Below are 22,142 nucleotides of genomic sequence, written 5' to 3' on the forward strand. Positions count from 1 at the left end.
TTGTTCTTGTCCTCACAGCGGGGATGACGCGGATGTCGTCGATCCCTAATTTATTTGAGCGCTGCAAGGGCTCCAGACGACTTTAGTCGTAGCGCTCAGTCAGACTTCGCGGAGAAGCCCGGAATAGACGCTGTGAAATAAAAAAATCCCCCGCGAACCGGGAGGTCCGCGAGGGATTATTCTGTGGCGCGTGTCAGTTCGATCTAGCTGCTTACAGCCATCCCTTCACGCGATCCGGGTGCGCCTCGACCCATTTCTTGGCGGCCACTTCCGGCTTCTCGCCGTTCTGTACGGCGAGCATGACTTCGCCGATTTCCTGGCCGTCCTTCCACTGGAATTTCTTCAGGAAGGCCCAGACTTCCGGTGCCTTCTTCTCCAGCGCCGGGTTGGCCACGCTGTCGACGTGTTCCTCTTCGCCGTAGACCTTTTTCGGGTCTTCGAGGAACTTCAGTTTCCACTTGGCAAACATCCAGTGCGGAATCCAGCCGGTGACGGCGATGGCCTTCTTGTCGTTCTCCGCGCGGGTCAGCTCGGCGATCATGCCGCTGCCGGAACTGGCCACCAGCTTGTAGTCCAGGCCGTAGTCCTTGATCGCCTGGTCGGTCTTGAGCATCACCCCGGCGCCGGCGTCGATGCCGACGATGCGGCCGTCGAAATCAGCCTTCTGCGCCTTGAGGTCTTCGATGCTGTTGGCTTTCACGTACTCCGGGACGATCAGGCCGATCTTCGCGCCCGGGTAGTTCACGCCCAGGTTGACCACCTTGTCCTTCATCTTGTCGTAGTAGGCACCGTGGGTGACCGGCAGCCAGGCCGAGAGCATGGCGTCGAGCTTGCCGCGCGCCACACCCTGCCACATGATCCCGGCGGCGACGGGCATCAGCTTGACCTGGTAGCCGAGCTTCTCGCGCATGATCTCGGCGGCGACGTGCGTGGTTGCCACGCTATCCGACCAGCCGTCCACATATCCGATGGTGATTTCCGGCTTGGCCGCCGCACCGGCCAGCCCGGCAGCCGCCGACAGCATCAGCCCTGCGCCCAGGCCCAACAGGCGTCGCATCATTTGCATGGTTTTCTCCCCGTGATTTTATCGGCGCGCCTGGGCGAACCCGACGCATTTCGCGGTCTTGGCCGCCCCTTCATGATCGGCGCACCCTGATGGCGAACTGCTCTGAGAGCGACGCCAAACGGTCCGATCCGCGACAGAACCCGTCCATCCACGACCGCGCCAATCCAACCACGACGGACGTGACGGCCTATCGCCTTCATACAGAAGCTCGATTACCCGCGACGGCTGCCGCGCGATAGTCTTCCCGCAACGGAGAATCATTCTCGACTGGAGGAGCACCACCATGCTCAAGACCGTCACCTTCACCCTGATGCACTTCATGATCGCTTTCAGCGTCGCCTACGCGCTGACCGGCAGCATCACCGTGGGCGGCCTGGTCGCGGTGGTCGAGCCGCTGTGCAACGCGGTCGGGTTCCACTTCCACGAGAAGTTCTGGAAGCGCATCGAGGGAAACGCCGCAGGCAAATCGGTCCCGACGCACAACTGGGTTCACCGCCACGCCTGAGTGCCCCGCGTGGGCACTGACGGCGGCCGATGGCGTTGCTAAGATGCGCGCCTCGCCACGGTTCGCGTGCCCTCATGCCACAGTCCTCGCGCTTTCCAGTCCTTCCCTACTGCCTCGCCCTGCTGCTTGCCCTGATCGCCCTCTGCGGGCTCTGGTACGGACTGGGCAAACCGGTGGTCCTGCCCGACGCGGCCACACCCACGCACAAGCTGCAGTGCGCGTCCTACAGCCCGTTCGCCAAGGACCAGTCGCCCTTCGACCAACCTTTCGTGTTGCGCCCGGAGCAGATGGACGCCGACCTGGCCCTGCTGGCGACGCGCTTCGACTGCGTGCGCACCTATTCCATGACCGGCCTGGAAGGCATTCCGGCGTTGGCCCGCAAGCACGGGTTGAAGCTGATGCTCGGTGCCTGGGTCAACGGCAACCCGGCAGATACCGAGCGTGAAGTCGAAGCGCTGATCAAGGCCGCCAACCAGTATCCGGACGTGGTGCAGGCGGTAATCGTCGGCAACGAGACCCTGCTGCGCAAGGAGGTTACCGGGCGCTACCTCGCCGGACTTATCCACAAGGTAAAAGCCCAGGTGCGCCAGCCGGTGACCTACGCCGATGTCTGGGAGTTCTGGCACCAGCACCCGGAAATCGCCCCGGCGGTGGACTTCGTCACCATCCACCTGCTGCCCTACTGGGAAGACAACCCCAGTGGCATCGACGACGCCCTCGCCCACGTCGCGAAGATCCGCGAGGACTTCGGCCGCGAGTTCGCCCCCAAGGACATCCTCATCGGCGAGACCGGCTGGCCCAGCGAAGGCCGCCAGCGCGAGACCGCCCTGCCCAGCCGGGTCAACGAGGCGCGCTTCATCCGCGGCTTCGTGCACATGGCCGAAGAGAAAGGCTGGCACTACAACCTGATCGAAGCCTTCGACCAGCCCTGGAAGCGCCAGAGCGAAGGCGCGGTGGGCGGTTACTGGGGCCTGTTCAGCGCCGACCGCGAAGAGAAAGGCGTGCTCGCCGGGCCGGTCAGCAACCTGCCGGGCTGGCCGCAATGGCTGGGGCTTTGCGCCGTGATCCTGCTCGGAGCCCTGCTGGTGGGCGGCCGCCCGGCCTCTGCGCGCAGTGCTTTCCTGCTGCCACTGGCCGGCGCGCTGGGTGCCGGCTGCATCGGCCTGTGGCTGGAGCTGTCGGTGATCACCAGCCGCTTCTGGGGCGAATGGCTCTGGGCCGCGGCGCTGACGGGCCTCAACCTGCTGGTATTGCTGCACATCAGCCTGGCGTTGTCGGCCCGCGTGGGCTGGCGCGCACGGGCGTTCGACGCCCTGCAACGCCGCGCCGGCCTGTGGCTGGCGGCGGCCGGTTTCGCCGGCGCGGTGCTGATGCTCGGGATGGTCTTCGATGCGCGATACCGCAGCTTCCCCAGCGCGGCCTTGCTGTTCCCGGCGCTGGTCTACCTGTGCCGACCGGTCGAAGCGCCGCGCCGCGAAGCGCTGCTGCTGGCACTGATCATCGCCGTCGGGATTCCCGCACAGCTGGCACTGGAAGGCCTGCGCAATCTTCAGGCCCTGGGGTGGGCGGCGGTGAGCCTGCTACTGCTGGGTGCGCTGTTGCGCGGGCTACACCCGGCACAGCCAAAGGCCTGACTCAGCGGGTCGGCGCGCGCACCAGGCGCAGCCCGGCCAGCACCACGGCGAAAACCGCGAGCCCGGCGTTGTAGAGCACCAGCGCGGGCAGCGTGACCAGCATGGCCAGCACAGCCAGCCACCAGCCAGCCCGACGCGGCACGAAGAAGGCCAGCAGCGAAAGCCCCAGCGCCAGCTTGCCGAACACGCCGAAGTGTATCGCCCAGCCCAGTTGCGAACGCGCGCCGCACTCCCAGCGCGTCGCTTCGTCGGCGCAGATGCCAACCCAGCGACTGTCCTCCATCAGCCCGAAACGCAAGCCATAACTGGCGGCCAGCCAGAGCGCCAGGGCGAGCAGCAGGAGGATCAGGGGCAAACGTCGGGGCATGGCGCCACTACTCCGGGAGGCAGGGAAATCGGCGCCCAGCATAACCAGCGCCGGGGCCGATGCAAGAGGGGCCTAACCCTGCCTAAACTTCCCTCACCCACGGAGCCCTCGATGAAGCGATCGACCCTGTTCCTGTTGGTCTGCGTGGCCACCAGCTTCTGGTGGCTGTGGCCGACCGAGCGCCCCCTGGCACCGCAACAGCAAAGCCAGGCCCTGTCCGGCGGCGGCTTCCGCGTCGAGCGCTATTCCATCTATCCATTGCAGGACTTCAGCATCGAAGCTCGCGTACTCAGCCGCGAGGATTACCGCCTGGGCCGCGAGGCCGAACTGTCGCCCACCGACCTCGCCTTGGGCTGGGGGCCGATGGATGATCCGCGCGTGCTCGCCGATATCCGCATCAGTCAGGGCAACCGCTGGTTCTACTGGCACGCCGACAAGCTGCCGATTCCCCGCCGCGAGCTGGAAACCCACGCCGCCAACATGCACATGATCCCCGCCAATGACGGCGTGGCGCGCACCCTGGCCCAGATCAGTGCCGGGGAGCATGTGCGCCTGTCCGGCAAGCTGGTGCGCGTGGAAGGCGACGACGGCTGGCGCTGGGTCAGCTCGCTGAGCCGCGAGGATACCGGCGCCGGCGCCTGCGAGCTGGTCTGGCTGGAGAGCCTGGAACGCTATTGAAGCGCCCTGTTGCCAGCAGCTCGGGGCATTGGGCATGCTCCTGAACATTCGCAGCACAAGGACTTTCCCATGCCCCGCGTCACCCTGCGCCCTGCCGCCCCCGACGACATCCCGCTGATCCTCGCGTTGATACGTGAACTGGCCGACTACGAAAAGCTGGTCCACGAAGTAAAGGCCGATGCCCAGCGCATGCACGATCACCTGTTCGGCCCGCGCCCCTATGCCGAGGTGCTGATCGGCGAAGTGGACGGCGAGCCCCAGGGCTTCGCGCTGTTCTTCCACAACTACTCCACCTGGCTGAGCCAGCCGGGCATCTACCTCGAAGACCTCTACGTGCGCCCCGCCGCGCGCGGCGCCGGACTGGGCAAGGCGCTGTTGACCGAACTGGCGCGGCTGACAGTGGAGCGCGACTGCGGACGCCTGGAATGGTCGGTACTGGACTGGAACGAACCGGCGCTCGGTTTCTACCGCAGCCTGGGTGCGCGCCCACAGGACGAATGGACCGTCTATCGTCTAACCGGCGACGCCCTGCATGACCTGGCGCGCAAGGGCTGAAACGCACATCGCACTTGTAGGAAATGTGCTGGTCTTAATGCGCGGTCACCTTAGAGTTGGCCTCCTCTTGAAAGGACTCCGAACCATGACATTTCTTCGCCGCGTGGCCGCCCTGATCGGCGGCCTCGCACTGGGACTTGCCGGGCCCGCTTTCGCCCGCGATGTGGATCAGGCCAGCTACGGCTATCCACTGCTCAACCCGTTCGAGGCGACCATCGCCACCACCCCGCCGGAGCTGCGCCCGCAGCTGCCGACGGATGACGACATCCGCCAGTCGGACTACGCCCTCAAGCTGCGCCCGGAGCGCGAGTACGAGCTGCCAAGCAACTTCTGGCCGGTGAAGAAGCTGCACTACCGGCTTGCCTGGCAGGACCACGAAGCGCCGCTGGTGTTCATCATCGCCGGCACTGGCGCCAACTACTCCAGCACCACGCCCGAGTACCTCAAGCGCCTGTTCTACAACGCCGGCTACCATGTGGTGCAACTGTCCTCGCCGACCAGTTGGGACTTCATGGTCGGCGCCTCCCGCGTCGCCACGCCCGGCTACACGCCGGACGACGCCGATGACCTGTACCGGGTCATGCAGGCCGTGCGCGCGCAGCATCCGGACCTGCCCGTCAGCGACTACTACCTGACCGGCTACAGCCTCGGCGCGCTGCACGCGGCCTTCGTCAGCAAGCTCGACGAAACCCGCCGCAGCTTCAACTTCAAGCGCGTGCTGCTGCTCAACCCGCCGGTGAACCTCTATACCTCGGTGAGCAACCTCGACAAGCTGGTGCAGACCCACGTCAAGGGCATCAACGACACCAACACCTTCTACCAGGTGGTGCTCGCCAAGCTGACCCGCTACTTCGAGCAGAAGGGCTACGTCGACCTCAACGACGCCTTCCTCTTCGACCTGCAACAGTCCAAGCAGCACCTCTCCAACGAGGAGATGGCCATGCTGATCGGCGCGGTGTTCCGCTTCTCCTCCGCCGACATTGCCTTCACTTCGGACCTGATCAACCGCCGCGGCCTGATCACCCCGCCCAAGTACCCGATCACCGAAGGCACCAGTCTGACGCCCTTCTTCAAGCGCGCCATGCAGTGCGACTTCGAGTGCTACATGACTGACCAGTTGATGCCGCTGTGGCGCGCCAAGTATGACGGCGGCAGCCTGCCGCAGCTGGTCGATCAGGTCAGCCTTTACGGCGTCCAGGATTATCTCAAGGAGAGCCCGAAGATCGCCGTCATGCACAACGCCGACGACGTCATCCTCGGCCCCGGCGACATCGGCTTCCTGCGCCGCACCTTCGGCGACCGCCTGACGCTCTATCCTCGCGGCGGCCACTGCGGCAACCTCAACTACCGCGTGAACGCCCAGGACATGCTCGACTTCTTCAAGGGACACGATGCCACGGCCGCCGGCATCGCCACCGCGCAGACAGGGAACTGACTCCATGCCACTTCGCCATTCCTGGACCCTCGCCCTGCTGCTGGCCTGCGGCCTCGCCCAGGCCGAGACACCGCAACCCATAAAGACGCCGATCTCCACCGCCTTCGACATGGCGCCGGACGAGGACGGCTTCAAGCACCCCCTGGACGCGCTGAAGTTCAACCCCGGCCTCGACCAGCGCGAGTTCGAGCGCGCCACCTTCGACGCCCTCAACGTCTATGACCCCTGGGAGTCGTGGAACCGCCGGGTCTACCACTTCAACTACCGCTTCGACGAGTGGGTGTTCCTGCCCGTGGTGAACGGCTACGAGTACGTCACCCCGCGCTTCGTGCGCACCGGGGTGAGCAACTTCTTCAGCAACCTGGGCGAGGTGCCGACCCTGCTCAACAGCGTCGCCCAGCTCAAGCCCGAGCGCGCGGCGAACAGCACCGCACGACTGCTGTTCAACACCATCCTCGGCATCGGCGGCCTGTGGGACCCGGCCACGGCCATGGGCCTGCCCAAGGTCAGCGAAGACTTCGGCCAGACCCTGGGCTACTGGGGCGTACCGGACGGCCCGTACCTGATGCTGCCGATCCTCGGCCCGTCCAACCTGCGCGACACCGGCGGCCTGGTCACCGATTTCATCGCCGCCCGCGAAGTGAATTACCTGAACTACTCCGAGCTCAGCCGCGATTACTGGGAGCTGCCGGTGCTGGAGATCGTCAACAAGCGCTACAGCAACAGCTTCCGCTACGGACAGATGAACACGCCGTTCGAGTACGAGAAGCTGCGCTACTTCTACACCGAAGCCCGGCGCCTGCAGATCCAGGAGTAAGCCGGACCGCCGCCTTCGGGCGGCGGTTTTTCTTCCGGGCAATAATCGAATTAATCGATATTTAGACCAAAAAACTCGCAACCATTCATCCATCAATTGGGACTAGGATGATCTCCATTCACAGATCAAGGAGGTCCCCATGACCCGTTTACGTACCGTGATCGACCAGCACATCGGCCACCCGGCCTCCGACGGCGCCGGCGTGCGCCTGACCCGCGTGATCGGCGGCCCCGGCATCGAACGCTTCGATCCGTTCCTGATGCTCGACCAGTTCGACACGCAGAATCCCGACGACTACATCGCCGGCTTCCCGGCCCACCCGCACCGTGGCTTCGAGACCGTCACCTACATGCTCGAAGGGCGCATGCGTCACGAAGACCACCTGGGCAATACCGGCCTGCTCAAGCCCGGCGGCGTGCAGTGGATGACCGCGGCCCACGGCATCATCCACAGCGAGATGCCCGAGCAGGTGGAAGGCGCCATGCGCGGCTTCCAGCTATGGCTGAACCTGCCGGCGAAGGACAAGCTGTCCCCGGCCGGCTACCGCGACATCGAACCCGAGGACGTGCCCCGCGTGACCACCGCGCAAGGCGTGGGCGTGACCGTGATCGCCGGGCGCTTCGTCGATGGCCAGACCGTCACCGAGGGTGCCGTGCAACGACCGGGCACCGAGCCGCACTACTACGACCTGGTGCTGCCGGCGGGCACCTCCGTGGCTCCGCGCATTCCGGCGGGCCATCGGGTGATGCTGTACGTCTACGAAGGATCGCTCAAGGTGCCGGGCGAGCGCGGTGACGAGACCGTCGCTACCAATCGTCTGGTGCGCCTCGGCCAGGGCGACGAGATCCAGCTGTCCAGCGACAAGGGCGCCCGCGTCCTGCTGCTGGCCGGCAAGCCGCTCAATGAGCCGATCGTGCAGTACGGCCCGTTCGTGATGAACAGCCGCGAGGAAATCGAGCAGGCCCTACGCGATTACCGCGATGGTGTGTTTGCCGTCTAACCGTCTCACTGGCCCTTATGTGGTATTTCAGCGCCAGGCCCAGCCCTCACCCTGAGGGCTGGGGTGAGGGAGAAAGCGCAAAAAACGGGACTTCGCGGGGAAAATAGACGGGAGCCTGCGCTCTACAGCGACCAGTCCACCATCCCCAGAAAGCGCGCGATTTCCGTGCGCTTCTCCATCGCATCGCGATACCCCAACTCGATCAACGCATTGCAGTAGCCCGGCTCGAACAGCAGGTAGCTGAGCACGCCGGCCCCGCTCGCCTTGGTCGCCCCCGGCCCGCGCAGGAACAGGCGCAGCGGCTTGGGCAGTTCATGGCGGTATTGTGCGGCGATCTCGTCCAGCGGACGACTCGGCGAAATCAGCAAGACATCCACCGGCGCCAGTCCCAGCGTCGCGCGGCGCGCTTCTTCTGGCACCAGTGAGCTGAGGAAGTTGATGCGATGCAGCAGCTCGATATCGCCCTCAAGGCTGTCGATGAAGGTGCTGTTCAACAGGTGGATGCCTACCTGCGCCAGGCTCGGCGGCTGTCCCGTGCGGTAGTTCGCCACCTGCTCGTTGGCGCTGCCCACCGTGGGGTTGCCGCTGACACCGATCACCAGCACCCGGTTGGCGCCCAGGTGCAGCGCCGGGCTGATCGGCGCCTGCTGACGCACGGCGCCGTCGCCGAAGAACTCACGGAGAATCTTCACCGGGCGGAACAGCAGCGGTATCGCCGAACTGGCCAGCAGGTGCTCGATCTGCAGCCGCGTCGGCACGCCGATGCGGCGGTGGCGCAGCCAGGGATCGATGGTCGCGCGCCCTTGATAAAAGGTCACCGCCTGGCCGGATTCGTAGCCGAACGCGGTGACCGCCACCGCACGCAGGTTGCGCCGGCGCACGGCGGCGGCAATGCCGGAGAGGTCCAGCTCGCGTTCGAGGAGATAGCGCAGCGGCGTGCTATCCAACAACGCCACCGGCTCGCGCTTGCCCAGACCCAGCAGGCTGTGGCCGAGGAACTTGAAAGCCTGGCTGAACACACCGGGCCAGTCGGCGCGGTATACCTGTCCGGTGCGAAAGCCCTTCCAGACCTTGGTCAGGCGCTCTACCGCGCCGGTGAAGGACATCGCCCCGCACGCCAGCCCGACAGCATTGATGGCACCGGCGGAGGTACCGACGATGACCGGAAAGGGATTCTCCGCGCCCTCAGGCAGCAGTTCGGCGATGGCAGCCAGCACGCCGACCTGATAGGCCGCCCGCGCGCCGCCGCCGGAGAGGATCAGGCCGGTGACGGCCGATGATCCTGGGTGAATTGCGGGGGAAGTGGCGGAGTCGGTCACGGCAGAAGTCCTTGTCTCGTCGATTCCAGCGTAGCCCGCCAGCCCACTACTTCTTCTTGTCGTAAAGCTTCGGCTCGCCTTCGGGGCGGCTCTTGAAGCGGCGGTGCGCCCAGAGGTACTGCTCGGGCTGGCGGCGAATCTCGCTCTCCACCCACTGGTTGATACGAATGCAGTCGGCCTCTTCGCTCTCGCCGGGGAAGTCTTCCAGCGGCGGGTGGATGGTCAGGCGGTAGCCAGAGCCATCGGCCAGACGCGACTGGGTAAAAGGCAGCACCAGCGCGCGGCCCAGGCGGGCAAACTTGGTAGTGGCGGTAACGGTGGCCGCCTGGATGCCGAACAGCGGCACGAACAGGCTCTGCTTGGCGCCGTAGTCCTGGTCCGGCGCGTACCAGATGGCACGGCCGGCGCGCAGCACCTTGAGCATCGCGCGGACATCCTCGCGCTCGATGGCGGTGGCGTCGGCATTATGCCGCTCGCGGCCGGTACGCTGGACGAAATCGAACACAGGGTTGTCGTGCTCGCGGTACATGCCATCGATGGTCTGCACCTGGCCCAGCAGCGCGGCACCGATCTCCAGCGTGGTGAAGTGCATGGCCATGAGGATCACGCCCTTGCCTTCGGCCTCGGCCTTCTTCAGGTGCTCGATGCCTTCGATATGGGCCAGTTTCGCCAGACGGGCCTGCGGCCACCACCAGCTCATGGCCATTTCGAAGAAGGCGATGCCGGTCGAAGCGAAGTTTTCCTTGAGCAGGCGCTTGCGCTCGGCGGCGGAGAGCTCCGGGAAGCACAGCTCCAGGTTGCGCGCGGCAATCGCCCGGCGGCTGCCCACCACGCGGTACATCAGCGCCCCCAGTGCACGCCCCAGGCCCAGCAGTGCCGGGTACGGCAGTTGCACCACCAGCCACAGCACGCCAAGGCCGAGCCAGAGCGGCCAGTGGCGGGGATGGAGGAATTCTTGGCGAAAGGTGGGGCGGTCCATGGAACTTTCCGGTCACGATCAAAGCCCGACATTCTACCTTGCGCGGGCGCGCCGTGCCTGCCTTGCGCCCTGGCTATGCGCCACGCTTGCGGCTGCCGGGGCGGTCCGCTATAAGTCCAACCATTTTGATGACGCAGTCCGACCATGAGCCAAGCTGACCTTCTCGACCACGATCCCGTATTCCAGCTCAAGGGCAGCATGCTGGCCGTCACCGTTCTGGAACTGGCCCACAATGACCTGCCGCGCCTGGACCGCCAGCTCGCCGACAAGGTCGCCCAGGCGCCCAACTTCTTCCGCGATACCCCGCTGGTGCTCGCGCTGGACAAGCTGCCCGACGGCGAAGGCCAGCTCGACCTGCAAGGCGTGCTGGACATTTGCCGCCGCCACGGCCTGCGTACCCTGGCCATTCGCGCCAGCCGCGAGGAAGACATCCGCCTGGCCACCATGTTCGACATCCCCGTGCTGCCGCCGTCGGGTTCATCCCGCGAGCGCGCGGTCGAGCCCAAGGACACCGTCCCGCAAGTGACTGGCGCCGCGCCAGTACGGCGCCCGCGTGGCGAGAAGCTCTCCGAGAAAGTCGTCGAGCAGGCAGCCGGCGCTGGAGTGCAGGCCGAGAAAACCGTGGAGAAGCCGGCTGAGCAACCCGCCGAAGCCAAACCCGAGAAGCCGATCGAAGCTGCCGCCGAGGCAACAGTCGAAGCGCAGGAAGCCGCTGCGCAAGCTGCTGTGGAAAAGCCTGCCGAACCGCCGGCGCCGGTCGTCCGTCCGACCAAGCTGGTGACCACCCCGGTACGTGGCGGCGTGCAGATCTACGCCGCCGGCGGCGACCTGATCGTGCTCGCTCCCGTCAGCCCCGGTGCGGAACTTCTCGCCGACGGCAATATCCATGTGTACGGTCCGATGCGCGGTCGTGCCCTGGCCGGTGTCAAGGGCGACACCAGCGCGCGGATTTTCTGCCAGCAACTGGCCGCGGAACTCGTGTCCATCGCTGGTAATTACAAGGTCGCCGAAGACCTTCGACGCAGTCCGCAATGGGGGCAGGCGGTGCACGTCAGCCTGTCGGGTGACGTGTTGAACATCACCCGCCTTTAACGGATACTGCCGCGACTTTCAGGGACCAGAATTCTTCGTTTTTTCTTTGGGGTGAATCACCTTGGCCAAGATCCTCGTAGTCACTTCCGGTAAGGGTGGCGTCGGTAAAACCACCACCAGCGCAGCCATCGGCACCGGCCTGGCCCTGCGCGGCCACAAGACCGTCATCGTCGACTTCGACGTAGGCCTGCGTAACCTCGACCTGATCATGGGCTGTGAACGCCGCGTGGTCTACGACTTCGTCAACGTCATCAACGGCGAAGCGACCCTCACCCAGGCCCTGATCAAGGACAAGCGCCTCGAGAACCTGTTCGTGCTGGCCGCCAGCCAGACCCGCGACAAGGACGCACTCACCCAGGAAGGCGTCGGCAAGGTCATCGAAGAACTCAAGCAGTCCTTCGACTACGTGATCTGCGACTCCCCGGCCGGCATCGAGAAAGGTGCCCACCTGGCCATGTACTACGCCGATGAGGCGATCGTCGTGACCAACCCGGAAGTTTCCTCGGTCCGCGACTCCGACCGCATGCTCGGCCTGCTGGCCAGCAAATCCGCCCGCGCCGAGAAAGGCGAGGACGCGATCAAGGAACACCTGCTGCTGACCCGCTACAACCCCGAGCGCGTCACCAAGGGCGAAATGCTCGGCGTCGAAGACGTCGAGGAAATCCTGGCCATCCGTCTGCTCGGCGTGATCCCGGAATCCCAGGCGGTGCTCAAGGCATCCAACCAGGGCGTACCGGTCATCCTCGACGAAGAAAGCGATGCCGGCCAGGCGTACAGTGACGCCGTCGAGCGACTGCTGGGCAAAGAAATGCCCCACCGCTTCCTCGACGTGCAGAAGAAAGGATTCCTGCAACGACTGTTCGGAGGACGTGAATGAGCCTTTTAGATTTCTTCCGCAGCCGGAAGTCGCAAAACAGCGCATCCATCGCGAAAGAAAGACTCCAGATCATCGTCGCCCATGAGCGCGGCAACCGTTCGCAACCGGACTACCTCCCGCAGCTGCAGAAAGACCTGCTGGAAGTGATCCGCAAATACGTACCCATCGACCAGGAACAAGTCCAGGTCGAGCTGGCCAACCAGGGCAGCTGTTCGATCCTGGAACTCAACATCACCCTGCCGGAGCGTTGATCCGGCCCGGGTGAACCTGCGGCGGCCTCGGCCGCCGCAGTCGTTTCTGTCTTACTTACTTTCGCGTACGAGTTTCCATGCCGCTTTCCCAGATCGAATTCGTCCATGAGGACGCCGCCCTGCTGGTGGTGAACAAGCCCACCCTGCTGCTCTCCGTGCCCGGCCGCGCGGACGACAACAAGGACTGCCTGATCACCCGCCTGCAGGAAAACGGCTACCCGGAAGCGCGTATCGTCCATCGCCTGGACTGGGAAACCTCCGGCCTGATCGTGCTGGCCCGCGATGCCGACAGCCACCGCGAGCTGTCCCGCCAGTTCCACGACCGCGAGACCGAGAAGGCCTACACCGCGCTGTGCTGGGGCGAGCCTGCTCTGGACAGCGGCCGCATCGAAGCACCGCTGCGCTACGACCCGCCGACCAAGCCGCGTCACGTGGTGGACTTCGAACAGGGCCGCCATGCGCTGACCTTCTGGCGCGTCATGGAGCGCCACGGCAACTGGAGCCGCGTCGAGCTCACGCCGATCACTGGCCGCTCGCACCAACTGCGCGTGCACATGCTGACCATCGGCCACCCGCTGCTGGGTGATCGCCTGTATGCCGAAGGCGAAGCCCTGGAACTGCGCGACCGCCTGTGCCTGCACGCCAGCATGCTGGCGCTGACCCATCCGCAGACCGGCGAGCGCCTGCGCTTCGAGTCGCCTGCGCCGTTCTGACCGCTCTCTGATCGGCGTGCAACCGTAAACGGTTGTACACCCGACACCCCGTCCCAGGCCGCAGATTCGTGCATTTACGTTAAACTTCCGGCCATTCGCTGTCCGGAGTTACCCATGCGTACAGAACTCAACCAGGGCCTGATCGATTTCCTCGCGGCCTCCCCCACTCCTTTCCACGCCACTCAGGCCCTCGCCCTTCGTCTTGAAGAGGCCGGCTACCAGCGCCTGGACGAGCGCGACGCCTGGCGCACCGAAGCCGGTGGCCGCTACTACGTCACCCGCAACGACTCCTCGCTGATCGCCTTCAAGCTGGGTACTTCGCCCTTGCTGGAGAACGGCCTGCGCCTGGTCGGCGCGCACACCGACAGCCCATGCCTGCGCGTCAAGCCGAACCCCGAGCTGGTGCGCAACGGCTACTGGCAGCTGGGCGTCGAAGTCTATGGCGGCGCGCTGTTCGCCCCCTGGTTCGACCGCGACCTGTCCCTGGCCGGCCGCGTCACCTTCCGCCTGGCCGGCAAGGTCGAGAGCAAGCTGATCGATTTCAGGGCGCCCATCGCGGTGATCCCGAACCTGGCGATCCACCTCAACCGCGAAGCGAACATGGGCTGGTCGATCAACGCGCAGACCGAGCTGCCGCCGATCCTTGCCCAGGTCGCCGCCGGCGAGACCCGCGACTTCCGCGACCTGCTCGGCGAACAGCTGCAACTGGAGCACGGCATCACCGCCGACGCCATCCTCGACTACGAGCTGAGCTTCTACGACACCCAGCGCGCCGCCGTGATCGGCCTCGATCAGGCCTTCATCGCCGGCGCCCGCCTGGACAACCTGCTGTCCTGCTTCGCCGGCCTGCAGGCCCTGCTGAGCAGCAGCGACGAGCAGAGCGGCGTGCTGGTCTGCACCGACCACGAGGAAGTGGGTTCCTGCTCTGCCTGCGGCGCCGACGGCCCGTTTCTGGAGCAGGTGCTGCGCCGCTTGCTGCCCGAGGGCGATGCGTTCACCCGCACCGTGCAGCGCTCGCTGCTGGTTTCCGCCGACAACGCCCACGGCGTGCACCCGAACTACGCCGACAAGCACGACGGCAACCACGGCCCGAAGCTCAACGGCGGCCCGGTGATCAAGATCAACAGCAACCAGCGCTACGCCACCAACAGCGAGACCGCCGGCTTCTTCCGCCACCTGTGCCTGGAAAACGAAGTGCCAGTGCAGAGCTTCGTGACCCGCAGCGACATGGGCTGCGGGTCCACCATCGGCCCGATCACCGCCAGCCAGATCGGCGTGCGCACCGTCGACATCGGCCTGCCGACCTTTGCCATGCACTCCATCCGCGAGCTGGCCGGCAGCCAGGACCTGCACTACCTGGCCAAGGTACTCAGCGCCTTCTACGACAGCGCCGACCTGCCCTGACCCGACGCCCGGCACAAGCCGGGCGTTTTTCTCCCAGCACTCCGCTTCTGCAATCAGTCCGGAACTTCCACGCTCACGTGGATGGCATCGTGCCGCCAGAACTCGAGGTCGCAATCGATGATACGGCCGTGCTGGTCGCCGTTGATGCGGGTGATGCGCAGCGCCGGGCTTCCCTCGGCGACGCGCAGCACGCTGGCTGCCTCACCGTGCAGGGCGGTGGGCACCATGTCGAAGCGCACGCGGCCGTAACGGATGTCATAGCGGCTGGCGTAAAGCTCAGTGAGCGAGCAGGTCAGGTCGCTGTCGAGGATGCCGGGGAAGTACGCCGGGTTGAGGTAGTGCTCGACGTAGAGCACCAACCGCCCGTCCACCCGCCGCAGCCGGCGAATCTGGTAGACGCTGGACAGCGCCGGCAGCTCCAGCAGCTCACAGATCGCCGCACTCGCCGGTACCTGCCGGGCCGACAGCACTTCGGTCGCCGGCACTCGCCCCTGCCCTTCCACCATGGCGTGGAAGTGGCTGCGCACCAGCGGGTTGTACAACAGGCGCGGCGGCGAAACGAACCAGCCGCGGCGCTCCTCGCGATAGATCAGCCCCTGGGCCTCCAGTTGCCCCAGCGCCTCGCGCAGGGTGATCCGCGTGGTGTCGAACAGCTCGCTGAGCTTGCGTTCGGCCGGCAGCTTGCCGCCGGCGCTGAGCAGGCCGCTGTCGATCTGTTCGATCAGGGCGCGGCAGATCGCCGTCACCGTGGGTAGCGCCGTATCGCGCATTCGTTTCCCTCTTTTGGACTAGTCCAGCCCCAGAACAGGGCATTTCTTTCACCCGACGGGGTGCGGTCATCCTAGGAAAGCCCGATGACCGTCCCGTGACAACGCCTTTTCAAGCAGCCGCCATGCCAGTTAACGACACCAGCGTAGACCAGGCGGATCAAGGCATAGGCGATGGTCTACGCTTTTCCCCGACGACTCGCTGGCAGCGCGCGGCCGGGTCAGCGCGCCTGGGGTTTACATCAAACTGTCATCCGCCCCGCTTAGATTGGCCTGCGTCTTGCTGATCTAGACCAAACCTGAAAACACTGAACCGAAGGAGCACCGAATGAAACGCTTGCTTGCTTCACTGCTGGGATCGGCCATTGCCTTGGGCAGCGGCCTCGCCATGGCGGCCACCGCCGATCTGCAATCGCTGGAAGCCGCCGCCCGCAAGGAAGGCCAGGTCAACAGCGTGGGCATGCCCGACAGCTGGGCGAACTGGAAGGACACCTGGAAGGACCTGGAAAGCAAGTACGGCTTGAAGCACATGGACACCGACATGAGCTCGGCCCAGGAGCTCGCCAAGTTCAAGGCTGAAAAGGAAAACGCCAGCGCCGACATCGGCGACGTCGGCGCCGCCTTCGGCCCCATCGCCCTGCAGATGGACGTCAGCCAGCCCTACAAACCCAGCACCTGGGACCAGGTCCCGGACTGGGCCAAGGACAAGGACGGCCACTGGGCGCTCGCCTACACCGGCACTATCGCCTTCATCGTCAACAAGCAGTTGGTGAAGGACGTTCCGCGCAGCTGGGCCGACCTGCTCAAGGGCAAGTACAAGGTCACCATCGGTGACGTCAGCGCTGCTGCCCAGGCCGTCAACGGCGTGCTGGCCGCGAGCATCGCCAACGGCGGTGACGAGAAGAACATCAAGCCGGGCCTGGAGTTCTTCGCCCAGTTGGCCAAGCAGGGTCGCCTGTCGCTGACCAACCCGGTGATCAACACCCTGGAGAAGGGTGAAGTGGAAGTCGGCATCGTCTGGGACTTCAACGGCCTGAGCTACCGCGATCAGATCGACCCGTCGCGCTTCGAGGTGCTGATCCCCTCCGATGGTTCGGTGATCTCCGGCTACACCACCATCATCAACAAGTACGCGAAGAACCCGAACGCCGCCAAGCTGGCGCGTGAATACATCTTCAGCGACGCCGGGCAGATCAACCTGGCCAAGGGCAACGCCCGTCCGATCCGCGCCGAGCACCTGACCCTGCCCGATGACGTGAAGGCCAAGCTGCTGCCCAACGAGCAGTACGCCAAGGCCCAGCCGATCAAGGACCCCAAGGCCTGGGAAGAGACTTCCAAGCGTCTGCCGCGCCTGTGGCAGGAAAACGTCATCATCAACATGCAATGACGCCCAGCCGCCCCGGTTCGCACCGGGGCGGCCGCGTTCCCACGAAGGCCCCGCCCCATGCGCCACGACGTCATCCTGGTCGTCCTCGACGGCCTCAACTACAGCGTCGCCCACGACTGCATGGGCCACCTGCAGGCTCTGAGCAACGCTGGCCGCGGCCAGCTCTATCGGCTCGAATGCGAGCTGCCTTCGCTGTCGCGCCCGTTGTACGAATGCATCCTCACCGGCGTGCGACCCATCGACAGCGGCATCCTGCACAACGACGTATCACGCCTGTCCAACCAGCGCAGTCTGTTCCACTATGCCCGCGATGCCGGCCTGACCACCGCGGCGGCGGCGTACAACTGGGTCAGCGAGCTGTACAACCGCACGCCCTTCGACCCGGCGCGTGACCGTCACACCGACGACGAATCCCTGCCGATCCAGCACGGCCACTTCTACTGGACCGACCACTACCCCGACTCGCACCTGTTCACCGACGCCGAGTCACTGCGCCGCCGGCACGCGCCCAACTGCCTGCTGGTGCACCCGATGAACATCGACGACGCCGGCCACAAGCACGGCCTGGGCACGCCGCAGTACCGCAACAGCGCGCGACACGTCGACATCATCCTCTCCGAGTACCTGCACCAGTGGCTGGCCGACGGTTACCAAGTAATGGTCACCGCCGATCACGGCATGAACGACGACCGCAGCCACGGCGGCATCCTCCCTGAGGAGCGCGAAGTGCCGCTGTTCGTCTTCGGCGATGCATTCAGCCTGGATGACCAGGCGCGCCCGCGTCAGGTCGAACTCTGCGGGACGCTGTGCGAGATTCTCGGCGCCGCCCACGACAAACCGGTCTGCAGGGAGTTGCTCAAGGCATGAGATCGAACACCGGAAAACTCTTCGCCCTGCTCTGCCTGCTGCCCTTCGCGCTGTTCTTCTTCGCCTTCCAGCTCGCACCATTACTGTGGGTGATGATCAACAGCGTGCGCACCGGCGAGGGCTGGGGCCTGGCCAATTTCAGCGAGATATTCGGCTCGCCCTTCTACCGACAGGCGATCCGCTACAGCCTGGAAATCTCACTGTGGTCGAGCCTGATCGGCCTGTTCATCGCCATCCTCGGCAGCTACTCGCTGCGCCAGGTGGACAGCAAGCTGCGCGACTTCGTAATGGCCTTCGCCAACATGACTAGCAACTTCGCCGGGGTGCCGCTGGCCTTCGCCTTCATCATCGTCCTGGGCTTCAACGGCGCGATCACGCTGCTGCTGAAACAGGCGGGGATCATCGAGGACTTCAACCTGTACTCGAAGACCGGCCTGATCATCCTCTACACCTACTTCCAGATTCCCCTGGGGGTCATGCTGCTCTACCCAGCCTTCGACGCCCTGCGCGAGGACTGGCGCGAGTCCGCCGCGCTGCTGGGCGCCAGCCAGTGGGCCTTCTGGCGGCACATTGGCATCCCGGTGCTGACGCCGGCGCTGCTGGGCACTTTCGTCATCCTGCTGGCCAACGCGCTGGGCGCCTACGCCACGGTCTACTCGCTGACCACCGGCAACTTCAACGTGGTGCCGATCCGCATCGCCGGGCTGGTCTCGGGCGACGTATTCCTCGACCCGAACATGGCCAGTGCGCTGGCGATGGTGCTGGTCGGCCTGATGAGCATCATTACCCTGGCCCACCAGTGGCTGCTGCGCCGGAGCTACCATGTCGCGAAACGCTAGCCCCCTTTACCACCGCGTGGTGGTCTACGCGCTGTTCCTGATCCTGCTGGTGCCGCTGGTAGCCACCCTGCTCTACTCGCTGGCCACCTCGTGGAGCGCCAGCGTGCTGCCGGACGGACTGACCCTGAAGTGGTTTCTGACCCTGTGGAGCGACTCACGCTTCCTCATCGCCTTCGGCCAGTCGCTGCTGGTGTGCTTCGGCGCGCTGATCCTGAGCGTGATGCTGGTGCTGCCACTGATGTTCGTCATCCACTACTACTTCCCGCGCCTGGACGCGCTGATGAACGTGCTTATCCTGCTGCCCTTCGCGGTGCCGCCGGTGGTGTCGTCGGTCGGCCTGCTACAACTCTATGCCTCGGGCCCGGTGCCCATCGTCGGCACACCGTGGATACTGATCGGCTGCTACTTCACCATCGCCCTGCCCTTCATGTACCGGGCGATCAGCAACAACCTGCAGGCGATCAACCTGCACGACCTGATGGACGCCGCCCATTTGCTCGGCGCCAGCACCTGGCAGGCCGCCCTGCTGGTGGTGCTGCCGAACCTGCGCAAGGGCCTGATGGTGGCCCTGTTCCTGTCCTTTAGCTTCCTCATCGGCGAGTTCGTCTTCGCCAACCTGCTGGTAGGCACCCGCTACGAAACGCTGCAGGTATTCCTCAACAACATGCGCAACAGCAGCGGCCACTACACCAGCGCGGTAGTGGTTTCCTACTTCCTCTTCGTCCTGCTGCTCACCTGGGCAGCCAACCGTTTAAGCAAGGACAAGGCATGAGCTTCCTCAGCGTCGAGACACTGAACAAGAGCTACGGCACCACCACGGTGTTCCAGGACATCGATTTCGCTGCCGAGCGCGGCGAGTTCGTCACCCTCCTCGGCCCCAGCGGCTGCGGCAAGTCCACGCTGCTGCGATGCATCGCCGGCCTCACTGCGGTGGACAGTGGGCGCATCCTACTGGACGGCGAGGACATCGTGCCCAAAAGCCCGCAGAAGCGCGGGATCGCCATGGTGTTCCAGAGCTACGCGCTCTTCCCCAACATGACCGTGGAGCAGAACGTCGCCTTCGGCCTGCGCATGCAGAAGGTGCCGGCTGCAGAGTCCGCCCAGCGCGTGCGCGAGGCGCTGGAGATGGTCGAGCTCGGCCCGCTGGCGGCGCGCTATCCGCACCAGCTGTCCGGCGGCCAGTGCCAGCGCGTCGCCCTGGCCCGTTCGCTGGTCACCCGCCCGCGCCTGCTGCTGCTCGACGAGCCGCTGTCGGCGCTGGACGCGCGCATCCGCAAGCACCTGCGCGAGCAGATCCGCCGCATCCAGCAGGAGCTTAAGCTGACCACGGTGTTCGTCACCCACGACCAGGAAGAAGCGCTGACGCTGTCCGACCGCATCGTGCTGATGAACGCCGGGCGCATCGTCCAGAGTGGCGACGCCGAAACCCTCTACACCGCGCCGGAGAATGCCTTCGCCGCCGGCTTCATCGGCAACTACAACCTGCTTGATGCCGCCCAGGCGACGAAGCTGCTGGACCGTCCTTATCGCCAGCAGGTGGCGATCCGCCCCGAATCCCTGCGCCTGAGCGTGGAACCCGGCGAAGGCATCCCGGTTCAGGTACTCTCCCACAGCCTGCTGGGCAACGTGATCCGCTACCGGGTCGACGCCAGTGGCATCGAGCTGACCGTGGACGTCCTCAACCGCAGCGCCGAGCGTCTGTACCCGGCCGGCACCCAGCTCGGCCTGCAAATCGATAGTGAAAGCATTCGGGAGGTGGCCTGATGGCCCTGGTGATATTCGACCTCGACGACACCCTGATCGACGGCGACTGCGCGAGCCTGTGGAGCCAGCGCATGGCCGATCTCGGCTGGGTCGACGCGGAGTCGTTCCTCAAGCGCGACGCCGAGCTGATGGCGCTGTACGCGCAGGGCAAGCTACCCATGGAGGACTACATGGCCTTCGCCCTGGAGCCGATGGCCGGGCGCAGCGTGGACGAGATCGAGCGTGAAGTCGGAACCTTCGTCGAGGACGTGATCGAGCCGCTGATCCACACCGACGCCTGCACCACCCTCGCCCGCCACCGCGAGGCGGGTGACCGTCCGCTGGTGATCTCCGCCTCGGGCGTGCATCTGGTCCAGCCCATCGCCGAACGCATCGGCATCGACGAAGTACTGGCCATCGACCTGGAAGTCGTCAACGGCCACTACACCGGCCGCACCGTGGGCGTGCTGACGTACCGCGAAGGCAAGGTGCTGCGCCTGCTCGACCTGCTGGAGGGCGACGACAGCCCGCTGGCCAAAGCACATTTCTACTCCGACTCGCGCAACGACCTGCCGCTGCTCAAGCTGGTGGGCAAGCCGCACGTGGTAAACGCCGACCCGGTGCTGCTGGAGCACGCGCAGAAGATGGGCTGGGACGTGCTGAACTGGAAGTGACTTCTTCCACAGAAAAAGGGCCGCATCAGCGGCCCTTTTCTTTTGCTTTTCCTGGAGGAGCGAGCTTGCCCGCCCCCTCAGTTCAGGCTCTCGTCGATCAGCACCACCACCTTGCCCTGCACCTGGTTGCTCGCCAGGGCATCGAACGCGCTCTGCGCGTCGCGGACCGGGAAGGTGCGCTCCAGTTGCGGGCTGAGCTTGCCTGTCTCGAACAGCGGCCAGACCTTCTGCCCCAGCTCGGCGATCAGCTGCGCCTTATAGTCGGCGTCGCGCGAACGCAGAGTCGAGCCGATCAGCTGGATGCGCTTGCCCAGCAGCAGGGCCAGGTCCAGCTCGGCCTTGCGACCGCCCATCAGGCCAATGACCACCCATCGACCGTCGCGGCCGAGGATTTCCAGGTCCAGCTTGGCGTAGTTCGCGCCTACGGGGTCGAGGATCACATCGAAGGGCGCGAAATCCCGAAGCGATTCGAGGCTCTCCCCTCGAAGCGCGCCGCCCTCGGCGCCCAGCGCTTCGCAATAGGCCAGGCGATCGGCCGAACCGACGCTGACCCAGCACGGGCTGTTGAAAGCCTTGCACAACTGGATGCCGGCCGAGCCGACGCCGCTGGCGCCCGCGTGCAGGAGGACTTTCTCACCGGGCTGCAGCGCGCCGAGCATGAACAGGTTCAGCCAAGCCGTGGCGTAAACTTCGGGCAGCGCAGCGGCTTCGGCCAGGCTCAGGCCGGCGGGCACCGGCAGTGCATGGCGCTCGTCCACCACCACTTCCTCGGCCATGCCGCCACCGGCCAGCAGGGCGCAGACGCGGTCACCCACCTGCCAGGTGCTGCCGGCCCCGACCTCGGTCACTACGCCGGAACATTCCAGACCGATGATGTCGCTCGCCCCCGGCGGCGGCGGGTAGAGACCGGCCACCTGCAACAGGTCAGCGCGGTTGAGTCCCGCGGCGGCGACCTGGATGCGGATCTGTCCCTGTGCGCAAGTCGGGTTCGGGCGCTCGGCCCACTCCACTCGCCCTTCGATGCCTTGCAATGCGTTCACGCTGCCTCCATAGTGACTTCGCAGGGCCCGATCCGTAAGGTCGGGCCCTTTCTTCGCGCCGAATTCACCTGCGATTGAACCCGGCGCCGCCAATTAAGGCCTAATATGCGTCATAACTCCGCGATCAGTCGAA

At 65.4% G+C, this 22,142-nt stretch carries 24 protein-coding genes; 18 read left to right on the forward strand and 6 right to left on the reverse strand.

Going from position 1 to position 22,142, the window contains the following annotated elements; translation table 11 throughout:
- Positions 1-211 precede the first annotated feature (211 nt).
- Positions 212-1,066, reverse strand: a complete 855-nt coding sequence (locus ACIPK7_RS01440; RefSeq protein WP_401084663.1) for a glycine betaine ABC transporter substrate-binding protein — start codon at positions 1,064-1,066, stop codon at positions 212-214.
- A gap of 283 nt (positions 1,067-1,349) precedes the next feature.
- On the opposite strand from ACIPK7_RS01440, the gene ACIPK7_RS01445 reads away from it, so the two are divergent.
- Both ACIPK7_RS01445 and ACIPK7_RS01450 read left to right on the forward strand, forming a co-directional pair.
- A complete protein-coding gene (locus ACIPK7_RS01445) occupies positions 1,350-1,571 on the forward strand; it encodes a DUF2061 domain-containing protein (RefSeq protein WP_192430432.1) in 222 nt (73 codons plus the stop codon).
- Positions 1,572-1,645: 74 nt separating this feature from the next.
- A complete protein-coding gene (locus tag ACIPK7_RS01450; RefSeq protein WP_401084666.1) occupies positions 1,646-3,205 on the forward strand; it encodes a beta (1-6) glucans synthase in 1,560 nt (519 codons plus the stop codon).
- 1 nt (position 3,206) lies between these two features.
- On the opposite strand, the gene ACIPK7_RS01455 is transcribed toward ACIPK7_RS01450, so the two are convergent.
- Entirely contained in the window at positions 3,207-3,572 is a 366-nt protein-coding gene (locus ACIPK7_RS01455; RefSeq protein ID WP_192430434.1) for a hypothetical protein, read from the reverse strand.
- A 111-nt stretch (positions 3,573-3,683) separates the two neighbouring features.
- Between ACIPK7_RS01455 and ACIPK7_RS01460 the strand changes: the two genes are divergently transcribed.
- The 5 genes from ACIPK7_RS01460 to ACIPK7_RS01480 all read left to right on the forward strand — a co-directional run bounded on the left by ACIPK7_RS01460 (position 3,684) and on the right by ACIPK7_RS01480 (position 8,057).
- Positions 3,684-4,250: a hypothetical protein gene (locus ACIPK7_RS01460; RefSeq protein ID WP_192430435.1), complete on the forward strand. Its 567-nt coding sequence runs from the start codon at positions 3,684-3,686 to the stop codon at positions 4,248-4,250.
- Positions 4,251-4,319: 69 nt separating this feature from the next.
- Positions 4,320-4,805: a GNAT family N-acetyltransferase gene (locus ACIPK7_RS01465; RefSeq protein ID WP_192430436.1), complete on the forward strand. Its 486-nt coding sequence runs from the start codon at positions 4,320-4,322 to the stop codon at positions 4,803-4,805.
- Positions 4,806-4,890: 85 nt separating this feature from the next.
- Positions 4,891-6,240 (forward strand): serine/threonine protein kinase, encoded by a 1,350-nt coding sequence (locus tag ACIPK7_RS01470; RefSeq protein ID WP_401084671.1) that lies wholly within the window; start codon positions 4,891-4,893, stop codon positions 6,238-6,240.
- Positions 6,241-6,244: 4 nt separating this feature from the next.
- Complete coding sequence (locus ACIPK7_RS01475; protein WP_401084674.1) at positions 6,245-7,057, forward strand: VacJ family lipoprotein; 813 nt, start codon at positions 6,245-6,247, stop codon at positions 7,055-7,057.
- 139 nt (positions 7,058-7,196) lie between these two features.
- The gene (locus ACIPK7_RS01480; protein WP_401084677.1) at positions 7,197-8,057 is read left to right on the forward strand and encodes a pirin family protein; all 861 of its coding nucleotides are present in this window, start codon (positions 7,197-7,199) and stop codon (positions 8,055-8,057) included.
- A gap of 122 nt (positions 8,058-8,179) precedes the next feature.
- On the opposite strand, the gene ACIPK7_RS01485 is transcribed toward ACIPK7_RS01480, so the two are convergent.
- Together ACIPK7_RS01485 and ACIPK7_RS01490 are read right to left on the reverse strand one after the other, a co-directional pair.
- Positions 8,180-9,349 carry a patatin-like phospholipase family protein gene (locus ACIPK7_RS01485; RefSeq protein ID WP_401085563.1) on the reverse strand — a complete coding sequence of 390 codons (1,170 nt, stop codon included), beginning with the start codon at positions 9,347-9,349 and terminating at the stop codon, positions 8,180-8,182.
- A gap of 73 nt (positions 9,350-9,422) precedes the next feature.
- Positions 9,423-10,355 (reverse strand): lipid A biosynthesis lauroyl acyltransferase, encoded by a 933-nt coding sequence (locus ACIPK7_RS01490; protein ID WP_401084680.1) that lies wholly within the window; start codon positions 10,353-10,355, stop codon positions 9,423-9,425.
- A gap of 144 nt (positions 10,356-10,499) precedes the next feature.
- Between ACIPK7_RS01490 and minC the strand changes: the two genes are divergently transcribed.
- From minC to ACIPK7_RS01515, 5 genes are all read left to right on the forward strand, one after another.
- The gene (gene minC, locus ACIPK7_RS01495; protein ID WP_192430441.1) at positions 10,500-11,447 is read left to right on the forward strand and encodes a septum site-determining protein MinC; all 948 of its coding nucleotides are present in this window, start codon (positions 10,500-10,502) and stop codon (positions 11,445-11,447) included.
- Between the two features lie 61 nt (positions 11,448-11,508).
- On the forward strand, positions 11,509-12,324 hold the full coding sequence (gene minD, locus ACIPK7_RS01500) for a septum site-determining protein MinD (RefSeq protein ID WP_017522034.1): 816 nt from the start codon (positions 11,509-11,511) through the stop codon (positions 12,322-12,324).
- Entirely contained in the window at positions 12,321-12,575 is a 255-nt protein-coding gene (minE, locus tag ACIPK7_RS01505) for a cell division topological specificity factor MinE (protein ID WP_015478210.1), read from the forward strand. The genes minD and minE overlap by 4 nt, the downstream gene beginning before the upstream one ends.
- A 77-nt stretch (positions 12,576-12,652) precedes the next feature.
- Positions 12,653-13,288, forward strand: coding sequence for an RluA family pseudouridine synthase (locus ACIPK7_RS01510; protein ID WP_192430442.1), 636 nt, complete (start codon positions 12,653-12,655; stop codon positions 13,286-13,288).
- Between the two features lie 114 nt (positions 13,289-13,402).
- Entirely contained in the window at positions 13,403-14,692 is a 1,290-nt protein-coding gene (locus ACIPK7_RS01515; RefSeq protein WP_192430443.1) for a M18 family aminopeptidase, read from the forward strand.
- 53 nt (positions 14,693-14,745) lie between these two features.
- Here the strand turns inward: ACIPK7_RS01515 and ACIPK7_RS01520 are convergent, their stop codons facing one another.
- A complete protein-coding gene (locus tag ACIPK7_RS01520) occupies positions 14,746-15,462 on the reverse strand; it encodes a UTRA domain-containing protein (RefSeq protein ID WP_401084686.1) in 717 nt (238 codons plus the stop codon).
- A 325-nt stretch (positions 15,463-15,787) separates the two neighbouring features.
- Between ACIPK7_RS01520 and ACIPK7_RS01525 the strand changes: the two genes are divergently transcribed.
- From ACIPK7_RS01525 to ACIPK7_RS01550, 6 genes are read left to right on the forward strand one after another with little or no spacing between them, the layout of a single operon-like run.
- Positions 15,788-16,846 carry an ABC transporter substrate-binding protein gene (locus tag ACIPK7_RS01525; RefSeq protein ID WP_401084689.1) on the forward strand — a complete coding sequence of 353 codons (1,059 nt, stop codon included), beginning with the start codon at positions 15,788-15,790 and terminating at the stop codon, positions 16,844-16,846.
- 57 nt (positions 16,847-16,903) lie between these two features.
- Positions 16,904-17,713: an alkaline phosphatase family protein gene (locus ACIPK7_RS01530; RefSeq protein ID WP_401084692.1), complete on the forward strand. Its 810-nt coding sequence runs from the start codon at positions 16,904-16,906 to the stop codon at positions 17,711-17,713.
- Positions 17,710-18,552, forward strand: a complete 843-nt coding sequence (locus tag ACIPK7_RS01535; RefSeq protein ID WP_401084695.1) for an ABC transporter permease — start codon at positions 17,710-17,712, stop codon at positions 18,550-18,552. The genes ACIPK7_RS01530 and ACIPK7_RS01535 overlap by 4 nt, the downstream gene beginning before the upstream one ends.
- The gene (locus tag ACIPK7_RS01540; protein WP_401084698.1) at positions 18,536-19,324 is read left to right on the forward strand and encodes an ABC transporter permease; all 789 of its coding nucleotides are present in this window, start codon (positions 18,536-18,538) and stop codon (positions 19,322-19,324) included. The genes ACIPK7_RS01535 and ACIPK7_RS01540 overlap by 17 nt, the downstream gene beginning before the upstream one ends.
- Positions 19,321-20,316, forward strand: coding sequence for an ABC transporter ATP-binding protein (locus ACIPK7_RS01545; RefSeq protein WP_401084701.1), 996 nt, complete (start codon positions 19,321-19,323; stop codon positions 20,314-20,316). Before ACIPK7_RS01540 ends, ACIPK7_RS01545 begins: the two co-directional genes overlap by 4 nt.
- Positions 20,316-20,969 carry an HAD family phosphatase gene (locus tag ACIPK7_RS01550; RefSeq protein ID WP_192430450.1) on the forward strand — a complete coding sequence of 218 codons (654 nt, stop codon included), beginning with the start codon at positions 20,316-20,318 and terminating at the stop codon, positions 20,967-20,969. Before ACIPK7_RS01545 ends, ACIPK7_RS01550 begins: the two co-directional genes overlap by 1 nt.
- Positions 20,970-21,046: 77 nt before the next feature.
- Here ACIPK7_RS01550 and ACIPK7_RS01555 read toward each other — a convergent pair whose 3' ends face one another.
- Positions 21,047-22,009: an NAD(P)H-quinone oxidoreductase gene (locus ACIPK7_RS01555; RefSeq protein WP_192430451.1), complete on the reverse strand. Its 963-nt coding sequence runs from the start codon at positions 22,007-22,009 to the stop codon at positions 21,047-21,049.
- Between the last annotated feature and the right edge of the window lie 133 nt (positions 22,010-22,142).

This window comes from Pseudomonas sp. NPDC086581 (genome assembly GCF_044746165.1).
Lineage (GTDB): Bacteria > Pseudomonadota > Gammaproteobacteria > Pseudomonadales > Pseudomonadaceae > Pseudomonas.

Excerpts from the sequence above, each read along its gene's own strand:
- ACIPK7_RS01455 (WP_192430434.1), bottom strand. The coding sequence starts at position 3,572 with ATGCCCCGACGTTTGCCCCTGATCCTCCTGCTGCTCGCCCTGGCGCTC.
- minE (WP_015478210.1), top strand. The coding sequence starts at position 12,321 with ATGAGCCTTTTAGATTTCTTCCGCAGCCGGAAGTCGCAAAACAGCGCA.
- ACIPK7_RS01525 (WP_401084689.1), top strand. The coding sequence starts at position 15,788 with ATGAAACGCTTGCTTGCTTCACTGCTGGGATCGGCCATTGCCTTGGGC.
- ACIPK7_RS01445 (WP_192430432.1), top strand. The coding sequence starts at position 1,350 with ATGCTCAAGACCGTCACCTTCACCCTGATGCACTTCATGATCGCTTTC.
- ACIPK7_RS01515 (WP_192430443.1), top strand. The coding sequence starts at position 13,403 with ATGCGTACAGAACTCAACCAGGGCCTGATCGATTTCCTCGCGGCCTCC.
- ACIPK7_RS01440 (WP_401084663.1), bottom strand. The coding sequence starts at position 1,066 with ATGCAAATGATGCGACGCCTGTTGGGCCTGGGCGCAGGGCTGATGCTG.
- ACIPK7_RS01480 (WP_401084677.1), top strand. The coding sequence starts at position 7,197 with ATGACCCGTTTACGTACCGTGATCGACCAGCACATCGGCCACCCGGCC.
- ACIPK7_RS01470 (WP_401084671.1), top strand. The coding sequence starts at position 4,891 with ATGACATTTCTTCGCCGCGTGGCCGCCCTGATCGGCGGCCTCGCACTG.
- ACIPK7_RS01460 (WP_192430435.1), top strand. The coding sequence starts at position 3,684 with ATGAAGCGATCGACCCTGTTCCTGTTGGTCTGCGTGGCCACCAGCTTC.
- ACIPK7_RS01510 (WP_192430442.1), top strand. The coding sequence starts at position 12,653 with ATGCCGCTTTCCCAGATCGAATTCGTCCATGAGGACGCCGCCCTGCTG.
- ACIPK7_RS01540 (WP_401084698.1), top strand. The coding sequence starts at position 18,536 with ATGTCGCGAAACGCTAGCCCCCTTTACCACCGCGTGGTGGTCTACGCG.
- ACIPK7_RS01465 (WP_192430436.1), top strand. The coding sequence starts at position 4,320 with ATGCCCCGCGTCACCCTGCGCCCTGCCGCCCCCGACGACATCCCGCTG.
- ACIPK7_RS01545 (WP_401084701.1), top strand. The coding sequence starts at position 19,321 with ATGAGCTTCCTCAGCGTCGAGACACTGAACAAGAGCTACGGCACCACC.
- ACIPK7_RS01490 (WP_401084680.1), bottom strand. The coding sequence starts at position 10,355 with ATGGACCGCCCCACCTTTCGCCAAGAATTCCTCCATCCCCGCCACTGG.
- ACIPK7_RS01550 (WP_192430450.1), top strand. The coding sequence starts at position 20,316 with ATGGCCCTGGTGATATTCGACCTCGACGACACCCTGATCGACGGCGAC.
- ACIPK7_RS01530 (WP_401084692.1), top strand. The coding sequence starts at position 16,904 with ATGCGCCACGACGTCATCCTGGTCGTCCTCGACGGCCTCAACTACAGC.
- ACIPK7_RS01475 (WP_401084674.1), top strand. The coding sequence starts at position 6,245 with ATGCCACTTCGCCATTCCTGGACCCTCGCCCTGCTGCTGGCCTGCGGC.
- ACIPK7_RS01535 (WP_401084695.1), top strand. The coding sequence starts at position 17,710 with ATGAGATCGAACACCGGAAAACTCTTCGCCCTGCTCTGCCTGCTGCCC.
- minC (WP_192430441.1), top strand. The coding sequence starts at position 10,500 with ATGAGCCAAGCTGACCTTCTCGACCACGATCCCGTATTCCAGCTCAAG.
- ACIPK7_RS01450 (WP_401084666.1), top strand. The coding sequence starts at position 1,646 with ATGCCACAGTCCTCGCGCTTTCCAGTCCTTCCCTACTGCCTCGCCCTG.
- ACIPK7_RS01520 (WP_401084686.1), bottom strand. The coding sequence starts at position 15,462 with ATGCGCGATACGGCGCTACCCACGGTGACGGCGATCTGCCGCGCCCTG.